This is a genomic window from Fluviirhizobium alvei (assembly GCF_030551875.1).
Lineage (GTDB): Bacteria > Pseudomonadota > Alphaproteobacteria > Rhizobiales > Rhizobiaceae > Rhizobium_E > Rhizobium_E alvei.
Window position 1 is genome coordinate 1 of the sequence record NZ_JAUOZU010000012.1, and the last position, 16,358, is coordinate 16,358.

Consider the following 16,358-nt stretch of genomic DNA (forward strand, 5'->3'; position numbering starts at 1 on the left):
TGGGCGTCCTGCGCAATCCGATCGAAGCGGAATAGGGCGGCGCGGATATTCGAAGATGTCCGGAGGATAACGCAATCGGTCGCGATCATCGGCGCTCGGTGGAATCCCGGTGGCGACGGCAGGAGACTCGAGAGAGCTGTTGTTGAACGTCACGGAAAACCGACGCCGATGGCGCATGGAAGTTTCTGCCGGACTCTTGCCTTCGGAAGGGGCGTGTTGCACACTTTCTGCCGAGTCAAAATGGCCCCTCTCACGCCATCCTTCATGCTTTGTTAACCTTTTGCAGTCCGAAGAGGTGCGCGAGCAGATCGTTCTGATCATTAACGGTCCAATCGCCGGTGAGGCCGAAGCCCTTCTTCAGCCACAGCATTGCTTCGAAACCCGCGATTGTTCGACATGCCGTCCTGAAGGATTTAAAGCCGCTGATCTTCGGCATGTTTTTCTTCACCCGGAAATGGTCGCTCTCGATGCCTTGCTGCAGATGCTTGGTAACAAGATGCAAAGGCCCATCATCGGCGACCGTCTTGATCGTTGACGGAAACGTGTTGGGTCCATCGGCGCCAATCTTCCCCGGCGATAGCAGCGGCTCGTCCCTGAGCATCTTTCGAAAGGAACACTTCGCGGCATCGAGGTCGCGTTTTGCGGTCAGCAGGAAGTCGATCGGGTTTCCGTGCTTGTCGACGGCACAGTACAGGTATCGCCACTTGCCGCGGATCTTGACATAAGTCTCGTCAACTCGGACTGAACCCCAATGCGGTGGGCGGAACGGGCGCAGCCTCTTCTCGATGACTGGTGCATAGGCGAGGACCCAGCGATTGATGGTGCTGTAGTCGACCTCGAAGCCGCGCACGCGGAACATTTCTTCCAGATCGCGGTAGCTCAACAGATAGCGCAGATACCAGGTCACCGCCTGCACAATCAGCCAAGCTTCAAAATGCCGTCCTTTGAAGTCATCCTTCGACTGGCGCTTCAACTTCTCGGCAATGGAATTCAGAATCAATTGTGCGCTCCACAAAATTTGGAGCAGGAATTTCTCGTCCGCAGACAGCCGTCAAAAAATCTTCTTGCCAAACCGGGGTCGTCCACACACGACCCGCTGCTTTGTCTTGGTCAGCGCACCGCCGAGAACCATGTCGAACGTCCGGCTGGTCTCATACCAAAGCCGACGCTTCTAGATGCGCCCCATGAGCATGAGGACCAGAATAATGATCAAAACCAGACCGAGGCCACCGCTCGGGCCGTAACCCCAGGATGCGCTGTGGGACCAGCTGGGCAGAGCGCCGATCACCGCCAGAACGAGAATGATGAGGAGGATGGTACCGAGAGACATGGGGGAATCCTTTGTCAGATTGCTTCGGATCGAGCTTTTTGGAAGCTGCTCAAGCCGGGACGATGACATCCCGGCCAGAGGCCTGTGGTTACTTCTTGACTTTGTCCTTGAGGGTGCCAACGGCGGACTGGACCTTGCCAACGGCCGCCTCGGTCTTGCCTTCAATGACCAGCTTGGGGCTCCCGATCAGGTTGCCAGCGACAGCCTTCGATTTGCCTTCAACCTGCTTGATGGCGCCCTTGATGTGATCCTTGTTCATGATGGTTCCTTTCTCTGTTCGCCCAAATCGGGTCAGTTCTCTATGGATTGGCCGATGGATAGGCCCATAGGTGCTTCCGTCGAATGGAGAACCGGATCTGACCGTGCAGGTTTGGAACGACGGCCGCCAGAGTCGGAAAATACGCAAAGGATGTAATGGGCCGGTTCAGCTTCCGGCAGCTACGGCAAGCCGCGCCAGCGCAGGCAGCGATTTCGAGCCTGTTCTTTTCATGATCGAAGCGCGATGATTTTCGACCGTTCGCTGGCTGATCCCGAGATCGGCAGCGATGTTCTTGTTGGGATGACCCGCCAGAACGAGGGTCATGATCTGACGCTGGCGCTCGGTCAGTCCGGCCATGCGCCGAACGGCATCCTCGTGCTTGTAAACGACCATGTTCTGATCCGCCGCCTGGGCTTGGGCGTCTGCAACAGCGGAGAGCAATTCGGCCCGCCCGACTGGTTTTTCGATGAAATTGGCCGCTCCTGCCCTCATTGCGCGCACGGCCAGACTGACATCGCTGTAGGCCGTGATCATGATCGATGGAATGGGGTCGCCGCGCTTCTTGAGGGCAAGGATCAGATCGAGTCCGGATAATCCCGGCAGATAGGCGTCGACCAGAATACAGCCCGTGTCGCCCATTGCATAATCGGCCAGAAAGGCCTCGCAGCTGTCAAAGGTCAGCACTGTATAGCCTGCTTCTGCCAGCACGGTACGGATCGCCTCGCGCACAGCCTCGTCATCATCGATCACATAAACCTTCGGGGACCTTTCGGTATTATCATGTGCTGAGGTAGCGCGCTCCCTGGCCGCGTCATGTGCGCCGGTTTTGGCCAAAGAGGTGCGGATGGCTCCCAGAAGATCCACCGTATGGACCGGCTTGTTGAACAGCAGGCAATCAACCGCCGAGATCTCCTTGATCGTTGCCGTCGAGATATCACCGGTCAGGATCATGACAGGGATTTCGTTGTGAAGGATGGCGCGGATCTCGAGCGAGGCTGCGAGACCCGTCAGACCAAGCGGCAGATTGTAGTCCGCGATAATCATGGCGGGGTGCACCGCGTCCGCTTTCACCATGCGGATGGCGGCATGCCCGTCGTCGGCGATGACAACATCCTGGCCGTCATATGTCAGAATTTCGACAAGCAGTTCGCGAACCTGAGGATCATCCTCGATCAGCAGGATGGGGCGCTTCCCCGTGTTGGCCGGCACCGGCCTGGGGCGCAACCCGGCCTTGACCTCCGGCGGTGCTGCGCCGCAATCGTGATTCACATTCACCAGAATACCGAACGCCGAGCCCTTGGCTGCAAGGGAGCGCAGTTCGATCTTGTGCCCGAGCATTTCGGACAGTCTCTTGACAATCGAAAGCCCCAGGCCGAGGCCGCGGCTGCGTTCACGCGCACCATTGTCCAACTGATGAAACTCGTCGAAGATGGCAAGAAATTCGCTTTCGGGAATACCGATGCCGGTGTCCCAGACCTCTATCGACACCGCCTGGCCTCTGCGGCGGCACCCGAAAAGAACCTTTCCGGCTTTCGTATATTTCAGTGCATTGGACAGGAGATTGCGCAACATTTGCCCCAGAAGGGCACGATCACTGGTGACCACAAGCTTGGAGGGAACCATGACCAGACGCAAACCGAGCGCCCGCGCCTGAAGGTCGAATTCGGAACGCAGCGTCTCCAGCAGAGGGCCGATTTCGAAGGTCGTGTAGCTTGCCTTGATCGTACCGGCCTCGATCTGGTTGATGTCGAGAAGCGTATTGAGCATGCCGGACATGGCGTTGAGCGTATCGCCATAGCGGGAGACCAGGCTTGCTCCCTTTTCATCCTTGACTGTTTGCGCGAGCAACCCTTGCAGCAATGTCAGGGTCTGGAGCGGCTGGCGAAGATCATGGCTGGCGGCGGCGAGAAACCGGGACTTGGCCGCATTGGCGGATTGAGCCTGCTTCTTTGCCGCCTCAAGAGCCTCGGAAATATGCTTGCGTTCGGTGATGTCGGAAAATGTGATCACCACCCCTTCAAGATCCTTCTCCATGGCAAGGTAGGGGGATATCCGGCGGATGAACCAGGTTCCCTGCCGGGTCCTTATTTCGGTCTCCCGGGGTTGTCCGTCCTCGAGAACGCCATGGGCGTCGTCTATGAGGCTTTCATCCGGGGCAGTCGATTTCAGATCGCTGAGAGGCCTGCCGATGTCAGAGATGATGATGTTGAAGATCGTTCTTGTTGCCGGCGTAAAGAAACGGATCTTGAGGTTGATATCGAGAAAGATCGTCGCGACATCAGTGCTATAGAGAACATTCTGCAGATCGTCGGAGGTGGTGCGCTGGCGTTCCAGCGTTTCCTGCAGCTGCGTGTTGAGCGCAGTCAGTTCCTCGTTGAGAGACTGAAGTTCCTCCTTGGAGGAAACCAGCTCCTCGTTGGTCGACTGATATTCCTCGTTGAAGGACAGGGCTTCCTCATTGATGATGCGCTGTTCTTCGCTCGCCTGTTCCAGATTGTTGATGGTCGATTGCAACTCGGCACGCGTTGCCACGAGCTCGCGCTCCAACGCATTGATCCTGACAAGGCTGGAAGGAGGCGCCGTGTCGGAAGTCGCGCTGGACACTGGCTTCCGGTCGACAAAACAGACAAGACCCATCGGTTCACTGTTCTGCGTGACGGGCAGAACGAGAACATCAAAGACGACCGACACATCGTCCCGCCGCGGTTGGGCGCAGGCAAGGAGTTCCTTTTGCCCGGATTTTACGACCGTCTCGATCAATGTCGCGATGTCGGCGCGCAGATGGATTTCCAGCATGGCCAGAAGATCGTGGCTCGGATATCCGGTCGGAACGCGCAGGTAGCGGTCGATCGGTCCGATGGAATAGAGGATCTGACCGGATTCATCGATCAGCACGGCAGCCGGTGCGAAATGGTCGGTTATCAGCCGTTGGCAAAGGCTTGCCAGGGGCGTCAACTGCCTTGCGGCTCTGGCTGATTTCACATTCTGCGGCTGTCTCAGTTCAAATCCCGCGACCGCATTTCGCCGGGTCTTGGTTCGGCGCCAGAGGTGCAGTTCTTTCATGGCGATATCAAACTGCCGGTTTGCGCCGTTGGCGGTTTCAACGTTGCCCAGCAAGAGCAACCCGTCATCCGCGAGCGCAAAATGGAAGATCGACAGCAGTTTCGACTGCGCGTCGGCCGTAAGATAGATCAGGACATTTCGGCAGGAGATGAGATCAAGGTGCGAGAAAGGCGGATCATTCAATAGGTCCTGGACCGAGAAGATCACGCAATCGCGCAACTCGGCTGTGACACGGTAGCCGGCTCCCTCCCTGACGAAGTATCGATGCAGGCGCTCGGCGGAAACATCCGCCTCAATGCTGGCAGGATAGAACCCGGCTCTTGCCTGCGCAACGGACTCTGAATCAACATCCGAGGCAAAAATCTGTAGCCGGCGCACACCATTTCGCGCTGAAAAACATTCGAGGAACAGGATGGCGATCGAATAGGCTTCTTCTCCGGTTGAACATCCGGCGACCCAGACACGGATCGTGTGATCGGTCGCGCACCGGTCGATGATTTCGGGAATGACCGATCTGGACATCGCATCGAATACGGGGGGATCGCGGAAGAATCCCGTCACATGGATCAGGATATCGTTGGCCAGGCGCGTGGTCTCGATCGCATCCTTTTTCAGAATGTTGAGATACGCTTCCATATCGCCGGCATCCAGGTCGTGGCTGGCCATTCGCTGTGCGACACGACGTTCGATGGTGCCCCGTTTGTAATCCGAAAAGTCATGCACGGTCTGCCGGCGCAGATGGTTGATAATCGCGCCAAGGGTTTTCAGATCTCCGGAACTGCGGCCGGACGACTGGTCAAATATCCTCCTCAGAAGATGATCAGCGGTATCGATCTGGTCAAAATTGCCGCTCGCAATAACGCTTTGCGGCATGCCGGGGAATGCCGCGTCCTGCGGGTCCTGCACCAAGACCTTGCCTCCTGCCTTCTGCAGGGCGGCGCATCCTTCGGTGCCATCGGTTCCAGTGCCGGAAAGGATGATAGCTGTCACGGACGGTCCGCAATCGGCTGCCAGAGATGCCAGCAACACATCGATGGGCATACGCACCGCCTTGGCATCATCCGGGCGGGTAATCGCTATGCGGCCTGAACGGACGGTGAGAAAACGACCGGGCGGGATGACATGCAGGAAACCCGCTTCCAATGGAGCACCGTCCTTGGCCTCAACCACGGTCAGGCGGGTTTGATGGCTCACGAGATCGACAAGCAGGTTCTCCTGATGGGGATCGAGATGCTGCACCAGAACGAAGGCAAAATCCGAGAGCGGCGGTCCGCCTGCCAAAAGCTTCTTGCACGCTTCAAGCCCACCCGCTGACGCACCGATCGCGATAATACCGGCGGGAGGCACCTTCTTCGAGGCACGGGGGCGGCTCAACGACCTCTTGTCCATCTTGACAGGCTCAACCATGCATATGCCTCCGGTTGGCCCGGCGTGCCTGGTAGAGGCTCGCCATAGATGGGCGTGGCCTGCAGATGCTTGTCCGCAGCCTGCGGGTATCCAGACTGTGCCTGTTTGGCAGGACTGTCAATCGCGACAGAGCCAGAGCCCGCGGATCGCATTCGACCGCTTGGCCGGGCCGTGCCCCCGCGGCTGTGAGTATAAGCCGAGTCTGTTCGTCGCCGTCCCGGAACGCTCTAATCCTCTTCGGCACCGATACAACACGATGGTTTCACGCGTGCCGGAAAGACCAGGTTGTTCCATGAAAATGATCATCATTCTAACGCTGACGGCACTATCCCTGACATCCTGCGTGGTCGCCGCAACGGACGGTCCCCGTCGTTCCACACTGATCGTCAGGCCAGCCGTCACTGCGGTCGTCGTCGTCCCTCGCCGGCACTATAACCGCCGCCATTGCTATATCGGACGCAACAAGGTTCAGCGTTGCTACTATCGCTGATGAAACCAGTTCAGGCCGGCCGAAAGGCCGACCTTCGACTGCCCGGCAGAGAGCGCAAGCCTTGTCTCTCAAGAGCATGGGACGCCACCCTGCGAAGGCCTGAGCAGCCTTCGTTCCCAGGTCTCAAATCAAAAAGCTGACACATATGTAACGCTTCTCGCTTTGCTAACCTCATAAAGGAGTTTGGATTTTGGCTAGTTTCGAAATCGGCCCAAGACAGCGTTCCGGCGAGCATGAGGCTCGCGATCCAAAAATCTTCAGCAAAGTCCTTGCCTGCGTGGATTGTTCCTACGCGTCGCTAGCCGCCCTGTCCCACGCTGTCGCCATTGCACAGGCGATCGGTTGCGAACTGGAAGTCATCCGGGTGATTGAGGCGACTGGCCTTCGAGCCTCGCCGACCGATCCCGTCGACTGGGCCATGCAACACCGGCTGGCAGAAGCAGAGGTTCGGGCGAACGCCGCCGCATTCGGCGAACTGGTTCACCAGGTCATTATCGATGACGGCGTGCCCGGCAATCGGATCTGCGACTATGTGCGCGAAAACGGCGTTGACCTCACTGTGCTCAGCACCGGCAGCACCCGCAATGGCACGCCAACGACTCCAGGCTCGACTGCGCTCAGGGTTGCCGAAATGGCACAGGGGTCGGTGCTGTTGGTTCCCGCAAGCCATCCGTCCGCCCATCCGGTTTCCTACAGGCGCATCATGACGCTCCTGGATGGATCTGCGCGCGCAGAAAGCGCCCTGCCGGTTGCGGTCGCGGTCGCCACGGCCCATCATTCCAACATTGTGCTGGTCCATGCCGCATCCGACAAAGTCGATCCAGCGGGAACCCGTACAGTCAAGCCTGAAACTCAAGCTTCGTCCGACCGGATGAGCCAGCGCGGCGAGCGGGTTGGGGCGCATTATCTCAAACGGATCCAATCCTGGCTTCCGGAGGGAAATGGCCACCACGCCTCGCACCTGCTTGCCAGCGATGATCCCAGACATGCGGTGGCCAAGGTCGCGAGCAAAGACAGCGCGGATCTGATTGTGCTGTCATCGACCGGCTTTGGAAGCCATCCGGGCGTCACATTGGGCAGTGTCGCTGAATATCTCATTTCCCATACCGAGATCCCGGTGCTGCTGGTGCGCGACAGGGCATCCGACATGGTCTCGAATGCCGGACGTGCCCTGGATTCATCGGATTTGCGCCAACCGCTTGGTGCCGGCCTTTGACCGGCGGCGAAACGGCCTTTAAGAAGCCGGAGGATGACAACCGGATCCGGCCAGGCATGCAATCGAGACGGCGCGCAGGGCCATCGCCGGTTCCGGTTTGGACGCATGCGGCAGACATGATTGTCTGGCTCAGCACATTGCGCGATCTTCACATTACCCTGCCCCATCCGGCGGCCAAGGCCAATGAATGGATGCTTGACAACGAATTCCATCTGCGTCGCGCGATCCGGCAGGTCCAGGACGACATGCCCAGGAGCTTTTACCGCCGGTTGCCGCCGTTGACAGGGGAAAAGCAGGGCAATGCCCCCCGTGTTCTCGGGTTGGCCTATGAAATGCTCGAAGCCGCACACATGCAGGTCGAGCTGTCCGCGACGATCGATTTCATCCGCAAAAGCCCGAATGGCTCAAGCCTCACCATTGCGGAATTGTGGGCATTTCCGGCGATGCTGCGGTTGGCATGCCTTGAAATCGTAGCCCTTTCCTTTGCCGAACTTGCACCGGAGAAGCCCGCCCCGTTCGGCCCGAGCCCGATCATGCCGGCCATGAGCGACATGGAGCCCACGGAGCGGGTCTCGCGCGGCATTTCTGCCCTGATCTCCATTTCCACGACCTCTTGGAAAGTCTTTTTCGAGTCCGTCAGTACGGTTGAGTTGATCCTGAGGGACGATCCCGCTGGCGTCTATGGCGCGATGGATTTCTCGACGCGTGACAGCTACCGCCGTGTGATCGAGGAGCTGGCGGACGGAGCTGGCGCGAAAGAAGACATGGTCGCCATGACCGTACTTGACCGTGCCCGCGCTCACGCCTCCGACCCACGGAGGGGCCATGTCGGATGCTGGCTTGTGGCAGAAGGGCGCGCTGAAATCGAAGAGGCGATCGGCTATCGTCCGTCACGGCAAGCCCGTGTCCAGCGCCTTGTTCTTGGCTCGCCCGGACAATTCTATGGTTCATGCATGGGATTGTTCTTCGCTCTATCGCTCCTCGCACCCGGCCTGATCCTCGCGAATTTGCATGCGTCATGGCCAATGTGGCTTCTCGGGTTCATCGTATCGCTGATACCGGCCTCAATCCTTTCCGTCATGATCACGCAGTTCATCGTGACGCATATTGTTCCGACCCGAACGCTGCCGAAAATGGATGTGGATGCCGGTCTTCCGGATGATTGTCCTGTCGTGCTGGTGATGCCCGTCATCCTTCGCCGCGCCAAGGAAGTCGGTCCTCTGGTTGAAAAACTGGAGATGCACTGGCTTTCCAATCCGGAACCCATGATCCGGATCATTGTTCTGAGCGACTTTGCCGACGCCGATCGCGAGACGATGCCGGACGATATTGCGATCGAGCAGGCCCTTGTCGATGGGATCCGCCAACTGAATATGCGCTACCCGCTGACCGTCCCCTTCGGGTTGATCCATCGGGCGCGCCGGTTCAACCCGGCGGAGAGCCGCTGGATGGGCTGGGAGCGCAAACGCGGCAAGCTGGAGGCCTTCATTGGGGAACTATCGGGCCATCCGGCGTCTGACTTCAAATTGCGCGAAGGGTCCGCCAAGACCCTTTCGACCGCCCGCTATGCCGTTACAATGGACGCAGATACGGTCGGACCTCCGGGGGCCGTCAATCGTCTCGTCGGCACCTTCCTGCATCCGCTGAATGCGGCGCGTTTCCGTAACGGCCAGGGCAAGCCGCTACACGGCTTTACCTTTCTTCAGCCTCGGGTGGAGATCTCTCCTGCAGCCGGCGATCGCTCATGGTTCACCCGTCTGTTCACCGGTGATACCTCGATCGACATCTACAGCCGTGCCGTTTCGGACGTCTATCAGGATCTCTTCGGTGAAGGCGTCTTCATCGGCAAGGGCATCATCGACATCGCCGCCTTTCAAAAATCGCTCGCCGGTGTGGTGCCGGAAAACTCTCTGGTCAGCCATGATCTGTTCGAGGGACTTCATGGTGGCGTAGCGCTCGTGAGCGATGTCGTCTTCTATGAGGATTTCCCACCCAACTACCTCGCCTTCTCACTCAGGGCCCTGCGCTGGATGCGCGGCGACTGGCAGTTGCTGCCCTGGCTCATGCCCAGGGTTCCGTCCCGTTCCGCTGGTATGGTCCCCAACCCGCTCTCAGGCCTGGACCGTCTCAAGATCTTCGACAATCTCAGGCGAAGCCTCATTGCGCCTGGCTTGGTCGCATTTGCCGTGACCGGCTGGATCGCCCTGCCGGGCTCGACCATCCTTTGGACGTTCATGACGATTGCGGCCCCGGGAGCCTATCTGTTCACCGAACTCGTGACGGGCCTGGCGCTGGGCCGTCGCCGAGGCTCGACCAGAAGCGCACTGCGCAGTTTTCTTGACCATGCCGGGCGCTGGTTGCTGGCGGTGATCTTCATGGCGCATGATGCCGCGATCTCTGTTCGGTCGATCGTCACGACGGTCTGGCGACTTGGCATCACGCGTCGCAATCTGTTGCAATGGACCAGTGCTGCCCATGTGGCGACCGACATCGGCAAAGCCGATCGGGCACTGTGGCGCGAAATGATTTCGGCACCAATTCTGGCCGTGACGGTCGGCCTGGTGTTGGCGATTATCGATCCATACGGTCTGTTGGGCGCGTTGCCGCTTCTTGCCTTGTGGCTGTTTTCACCGGCCATTGCCGCCTTCATCGGGCGCCCGCGGCCGCACTTCACCGAACAGCTTGATGCCGACGACCGGCTTTACCTTCGCAAGGTTGCCCGGAAAACCTGGTTCTTCTTCGAGACCTTTGCCGGTGCGGAAGACCATTGGTTGCCGCCCGACAATTATCAGGGCCAGCCCCATGCCGAGATTGCACATCGCACATCGCCGACCAATGTCGGCATGTTGATGGTTTCGACACTGGCTGCGCATGACTTCGGCCACATCGGCTTGCGGGATCTGGCAGCCCGCATGACCGCGCTCAGTGACACGCTCGACCAGCTCGAGACCTGCAAGGGCCACATGCTGAACTGGATCGACACCCGAACGCTAAAGTCCCTCGAACCGCGATATGTTTCTGCGGTCGACAGCGGCAACCTTGCAGTCAGTTTGCTGGCACTGAAGCAAGGTTGCCTCGATGCCGTTGACATGCCGGCGATCGGCGTTCGTGCCTGGGCCGGGCTTGCGGATGTGGTCGGGCTCCTGAGCGAAGCCGCCGGCAATTTGCCTCCGCAATGGGTCTTGCCCGTTGAAGCGGCGCTGACGCGCATGTTGAGCGCCACCGCAACGCTCGAGGCCAATCCGCGCGAATGGGCGGAGCAACTTCATGCGCTTCGCGCAGGTCCGTGGCGGCAAGTCCAATCGCTGCTTAGCGAGGTCATTGCGGCGACGCCCGGTTTCAACGCGACCCCGCTCAACATCTGGATCGAGCGCACCGGCCACCATCTGGCTTCGATGGAGCGCGACCTTCTCGCGCTCTTCCCCTGGCAGAACCTCCTGCAGTCTGCGCCGGTTGATATCGGCGAAATGGATGGCCTGGTTCAAAGTCTGCCCAATGGCTCAACCGCTCTCTCGGCAATCAAGGGAGCCTTGGCGTTGGCGCGCGAACGGCTTGCAGACCTTCGACCCGTCGATCATCAGGCGATCGAATGGCAGGACGCGATGGGTAAGGCCCTGAACGCGTCGTGGAACGAAGTGGGCCTTTTGATCGGGCAATTGAACAATCTGGCCCTGCGAGCCGATGCACGCGCCTACGGGATGGAGTTCGGCTTTCTCTATGATCCGGGGACACGAACCTTCTTCATCGGCTACAATCTGGGCTCAGACCGCCTTGACCACCATCATTACGACCTGCTTGCCAGCGAGGCACGTCTGACAAGCTATTTCAGCATTGCAAAGCGCGATGTGCCGGTCGAACACTGGTTTCATCTTGGCCGCCCGATAACCGAAATCGCCGGGTCCCTGTCGATCCTGTCCTGGAACGGGTCGATGTTCGAATATCTCATGCCCGCTCTGCTCCTTCCAAGCGAACCCGGCCGGCTTTTGGGGCAAAGCGAACGGATCGCTGTGGTGGCCCAGCGTCAGTATGGCGCGAAACTCAACCAGCCATGGGGCGTTTCGGAATCCGGTTTTGCTGCCCGGGATGTGAGCAATCACTACCAGTATCAGGCCTTCGGCATTCCGGAACTCGGTCTGAAACGCGACCTGTCCGCCAACTATGTCGTGTCGCCCTATGCAAGCGCGCTGTCGCTTGCGGTCGCACCGAAAGAGGCAACGGACAATCTGCGCCGCATCGATAGGCTGGGCTTTTCCAACGTCTACGGCTTTCTCGAGGCGATCGACTATACGCCGGATCGCTGCCCCAAAGACCAAAGTTTCGTGGCCGTCAACGCCCATATGGCCCATCATCAGGGCATGATCATCACGGCGATTGCCAATGCCTTGATGAACAATGTCATGGTCAGGCGTTTTCTCAGCGAGCCGCGCATGCGCGCGATCGAACTCTTGCTGCAGGAACGGGTTCCGTGGGAGTTCACGCCCGAGATCCTGCCTGAAACGAAAAACGAGACGCTTTCGCTCGAGCACTATCCGGTCGCCCCCCTGCACGGCTGGCGTCCCGATGAAACATTCGGCGAGCAGCTTCATATGCTCGGCAATGGCAACCTCGCGAGCTGGATAACGTCGAGGGGAAGCGGGTCGCTCCGGCTCGGAGACACGTCACTCACGCGTTGGGCCGGCGATGCACTTGACCGGACGGGTGACGGGCGCCTCTATGTCCACGATGCCGATAACGATGACGTCTGGACCTTTGGCGCCAATGCCAACGGACATGTCCGGGAACTGGTTTTCCATGGACACAAGGCAGAGATCCACGAGCATAGCGATGGCGTGACAATCAGCATGGAAATCACGGTCGCGGCGGGGGAAAATGTCGAGATCCGCCGGCTGACCATTTCCAACGACAGCAACCGGGTTCGCCATCTGCAACTCACGAGCTATGCCGAGATTGTTTTGGCTCCACCGCTTTCACACGAGCGCCACCCAGCCTTCTCCAAACTGTTCGTTCATTCCGAGCGGGACGAAGCCACTGGCAGTCTCCTGTTTGTTCGAAAGCCACGGCGACCGGAAGACCATCCGCCGGTGCTCCTGCATCGTCTGATGTCCTGGAGTGAAAATGTGATCCAGGATGGTTTTGAGACTGACCGGCAGGCGTTTCTGGGCCGGCAAGGCAATTCGGTGCGCCCCATCGGTTCCTGTGCTCCACTCGGCGGCAAGTCCGGTTGGACGCTGGACGCCATCATGGCCCTGCGTGCCCGCGTGACGCTTGAACCGGGCGCCAAGGCGGACCTCGTCTTCATAACGCTTGCCGCCGAAACGCCGAGCCTCGCACTCGAGGCGGCAGGTCGCTTTGCCAGCCCGGCGGCGCTCGATTGGGTGTTTGCCGATTCCATGCATGCAACCGCACTCTCTGCCCATCGGATCGGACTGACCAGCAATGTGCTCGCCGATGCCCAGGCGCTCTGCCATACCGTGGCCCATGCTCACGCAGCACCATCACCGAACGCCATTCTGAACAGGCAGGACTTCTTTGCTCAATCGGCATTGTGGCGGCTCGGATTGTCCGGCGATTGGCCCATGATCCTGATCCGATCAAACCAGGCCGTCGAGGCGACGCTGCTCGCCGAGCTGGTGCGCGTGCACCACTGGTGGAAAGTGCGGGGTCTTCGCACGGACATCGTTGTGCTCAGTGACAGCGCGGCAAGCTACCAGGAACCGGTTCGCGACAAGCTGCTTCTGGCTATGAGTGAAGCCGGATTGCCAGACGGACTGGGGCTTCCGGGCGGGTTCCATTTTCTCAATCGTGATCAAGTCAGCGACAGCGACATGATCATGCTGGAATCACTCGCCCGCGTCATCGTCAATGGCGCCGCCGCCGGATTGCGGGATGCGGTTGACCTTGCCTTGCCGGTGTGGGACCGGGCACCCCGTTTTGTGCCGGTCAGCGTTCCACCCCTCCTGCCCGCAACGCCACCCGCAGATGTTCCGGAACGCCTGTTTTCGAACGGGATTGGCGGGTTTGCCGCCGATAACCACGATTATCTGATTGCAACGACGGCCGGGGAAACGACCCCGAGCGTCTGGTCAAACGTGCTTGGTAACGACATGTTCGGAACGATCGTCACCGAGGCCGGCCTGGGCTTCACCTGGTCTGTCAACAGCGGCGAACATCGCCTGACGCCCTGGTCGAATGATCCGCTCCTCGATCCACAGGGTGAGGCTCTCTATTTGCGGGATGAAGAGTCCGCCAATGTCTGGACCACCACGCCCTTGCCGGCGGGCGGCGGCAAGCCCTGCATTGTGCGTCATGGCGCCGGTATTTCGACCTGGACCAGTTCAAGCGAGGGACTTGAACAGACCCTCTCGGTTTTCGTACCGCCGGATGCGCCGGTTAAGATCGTCTTGCTCAGCTTGCGGAACCTGACCGAGATGGACCGCCGCATTACCGCAACCTACTATGCCGAATGGTTGCTGGGTGCGATGGCGAGCATTTCGCGACCCCATGTGGTTTGCGATTATGCCCGTGACCACAATGCCCTGCTTGCGCGCAATGGTTGGAACGCCGAATTCGCCAGCAAGGTTGCGTTTCTCACCAGCAGCCGCCCACCCCATAGCCTGACTGCCGATCGCACGAGCTTCCTCGGTCCTGTGGCTGACCCAACCCATCCTGCGGGACTGGCAGCCTGGAGCCTTGACGGCAATGTCACCCGTTCTGCCGACCCTTGCGCAGTCTATCAGGTCCATGTCGATATCCGCCCGGGCGCCACGCAGGATCTCGTCTTCGTGCTGGGCGAAGGAGACAATGTCGACGAAGCGCTTGCGCTTGCCCGCCATTGGGCTCATGTCGGCAGGGCTCGCGATGCGCTGGCTGCCAACGAAGCGCTCTGGCGCGCCCGACTTGCCGTCGTCACCGTCGAGACGCCCGACCCGGCCTTTGATATCCTGGTCAATCGGTGGCTGCTGCAGCAGGTCCTGGCCTCTCGCGTCCAGGCGCGAGCCGGGTTCCACCAGGCAGGTGGAGCCTATGGATTTCGCGATCAGCTTCAGGACATGCTGGCCTTGCTGATGATCGAGCCGCAGAGGGTCAGGGCGCATCTCCTGTCTTGCGCATCCCGGCAGTTCGAAGAGGGCGATGTCCTGCATTGGTGGCATCCCCCGGCCGGCCGGGGTATCCGTACACGATGCTCGGATGATCTGCTCTGGCTCGTCTATGCCACCGGGCGATATGTTGAAGCGACGGGTGATTTTGCCATTCTCGAGGAAACCGTCTCTTTCCTGAGTGCGCCTCCGCTTCATGCCGATGAAGACGACCGCTATGCCCTCTTTGGGCCTGGACAGGAAAGCGGCACTCTGCTCGAACATTGTCGGCGTGCGATGGAACATGCATCGGGCGTCGGCATCCACGGTCTGCCGCTGATGGGTTCTGGCGACTGGAATGATGGAATGGATCGGGTCGGCGACGAGGGACGCGGTGAAAGCGTGTGGCTCGGCTGGTTCATGGCAATTTGTGCCGATCAGTTTTCCAATCTTGCCCGCCGGATGGGGCTGACCGACCTTGCGGACGAATGGACCGAGAAAGCTGAAACGCTTCGCCTGACGATTGATCGCGAGGCCTGGGACGGCGCCTGGTATCTCCGCGCCTTCGATGACAATCATCAGCCTCTCGGTTCTCATGAAAACACTGAGTGCCAGATCGACAGTATCGCGCAATCCTTCGGCGCGCTCGCCAAAGGTTCCGAGCCGGCCCGATTGGCACAGGCACTGGCTTCGGCGCGCGCTCATCTGGTTGACAGGCAACACCGGATTGTCAGGCTTCTCGCCCCACCCTTCGATAGGTCCGGTCAGAATCCCGGTTACATCCAGTCCTATCCGCCGGGCGTGCGCGAAAATGGTGGGCAATATTCCCACGCCGCCGCCTGGCTTGGCCTGGCCCATACTGCCATGGGGCTGGGGGACGACGCTCATGCGATCTTCGACCTGGTCAACCCGATCCGCAGCGCCCGGGAACACGCAGGTGCCACGCGCTATCGCGGCGAACCCTATGTGATCGCCGGGGATGTTCTCAGCACCGGGGACAAGATCGGACAGGCCGGGTGGACCTGGTATACCGGGGCTGCCGGCTGGATGTGGCAATTGGCCATTCACGGCATTTTCGGCATTCGCCCACGACAGGGTGGCATCACACTGGCGCCCTGCCTGCCGAGCTATTGGCAACAGGCCAAGGCCACGATTGCCGGTTCGTCGGGAACATTGGAGATCCTTCTCGAAAGACGCAGCGAACCTGCTGGCGGCCAGGACGCAATTCTTGTCGATGGGACGATGATCGAAGGCAACAGCATCGATTTTCCCGGTGCAGGCAAAGTCTGCAACGTCGTTGTCCGGATAATGTCCGAGCCAACCGAACCGGGATGAGTTAAGTGGGGTGGGCAGCCGGAGCTGATTTAGCGTGCCTCTGCAAAACGGGGCCAGTCACAAACTGAACTGATGGGGTGGATGCCCCCCTCCGGCCGGCATCGGCGTATGATGCCCGCTCAGCGCCATGGTGGCGCTCAGGAAGGAGAGGCAGATGACAGCGGTCCATATTCTTGCGATCG

The 16,358-nt window shown here is 59.6% G+C and carries 7 protein-coding genes; 3 read left to right on the plus strand and 4 right to left on the minus strand.

Going from position 1 to position 16,358, the window contains the following annotated elements; all coding sequences use genetic code 11:
- Positions 1-262: 262 nt before the first annotated feature.
- The 4 genes from Q4481_RS15930 to Q4481_RS15945 all read right to left on the minus strand — a co-directional run bounded on the left by Q4481_RS15930 (position 263) and on the right by Q4481_RS15945 (position 6,059).
- Positions 263-1,000: an IS6 family transposase gene (locus Q4481_RS15930; protein WP_304377395.1), complete on the minus strand. Its 738-nt coding sequence runs from the start codon at positions 998-1,000 to the stop codon at positions 263-265.
- A gap of 171 nt (positions 1,001-1,171) precedes the next feature.
- Positions 1,172-1,330, minus strand: coding sequence for a DUF3309 domain-containing protein (locus tag Q4481_RS15935; RefSeq protein WP_304377396.1), 159 nt, complete (start codon positions 1,328-1,330; stop codon positions 1,172-1,174).
- An 88-nt stretch (positions 1,331-1,418) separates the two neighbouring features.
- A complete protein-coding gene (locus Q4481_RS15940; protein ID WP_304377397.1) occupies positions 1,419-1,589 on the minus strand; it encodes a CsbD family protein in 171 nt (56 codons plus the stop codon).
- Positions 1,590-1,754: 165 nt separating this feature from the next.
- Positions 1,755-6,059, minus strand: a complete 4,305-nt coding sequence (locus tag Q4481_RS15945; RefSeq protein WP_304377398.1) for a CheR family methyltransferase — start codon at positions 6,057-6,059, stop codon at positions 1,755-1,757.
- Between the two features lie 292 nt (positions 6,060-6,351).
- Here Q4481_RS15945 and Q4481_RS15950 point away from each other — a divergent pair, with 292 nt between their 5' ends.
- The 3 genes from Q4481_RS15950 to Q4481_RS15960 all read left to right on the plus strand — a co-directional run bounded on the left by Q4481_RS15950 (position 6,352) and on the right by Q4481_RS15960 (position 16,176).
- The gene (locus tag Q4481_RS15950) at positions 6,352-6,549 is read left to right on the plus strand and encodes a hypothetical protein (protein ID WP_304377399.1); all 198 of its coding nucleotides are present in this window, start codon (positions 6,352-6,354) and stop codon (positions 6,547-6,549) included.
- Positions 6,550-6,739: 190 nt separating this feature from the next.
- Positions 6,740-7,765, plus strand: coding sequence for a universal stress protein (locus Q4481_RS15955; RefSeq protein WP_304377400.1), 1,026 nt, complete (start codon positions 6,740-6,742; stop codon positions 7,763-7,765).
- Between the two features lie 116 nt (positions 7,766-7,881).
- Positions 7,882-16,176, plus strand: a complete 8,295-nt coding sequence (locus Q4481_RS15960; protein ID WP_304377401.1) for a GH36-type glycosyl hydrolase domain-containing protein — start codon at positions 7,882-7,884, stop codon at positions 16,174-16,176.
- Positions 16,177-16,358: the final 182 nt, after the last annotated feature.

Excerpts from the sequence above, each read along its gene's own strand:
- Q4481_RS15935 (WP_304377396.1), bottom strand. The coding sequence starts at position 1,330 with ATGTCTCTCGGTACCATCCTCCTCATCATTCTCGTTCTGGCGGTGATC.
- Q4481_RS15940 (WP_304377397.1), bottom strand. The coding sequence starts at position 1,589 with ATGAACAAGGATCACATCAAGGGCGCCATCAAGCAGGTTGAAGGCAAA.
- Q4481_RS15945 (WP_304377398.1), bottom strand. The coding sequence starts at position 6,059 with ATGGTTGAGCCTGTCAAGATGGACAAGAGGTCGTTGAGCCGCCCCCGT.
- Q4481_RS15950 (WP_304377399.1), top strand. The coding sequence starts at position 6,352 with ATGAAAATGATCATCATTCTAACGCTGACGGCACTATCCCTGACATCC.
- Q4481_RS15960 (WP_304377401.1), top strand. The coding sequence starts at position 7,882 with ATGATTGTCTGGCTCAGCACATTGCGCGATCTTCACATTACCCTGCCC.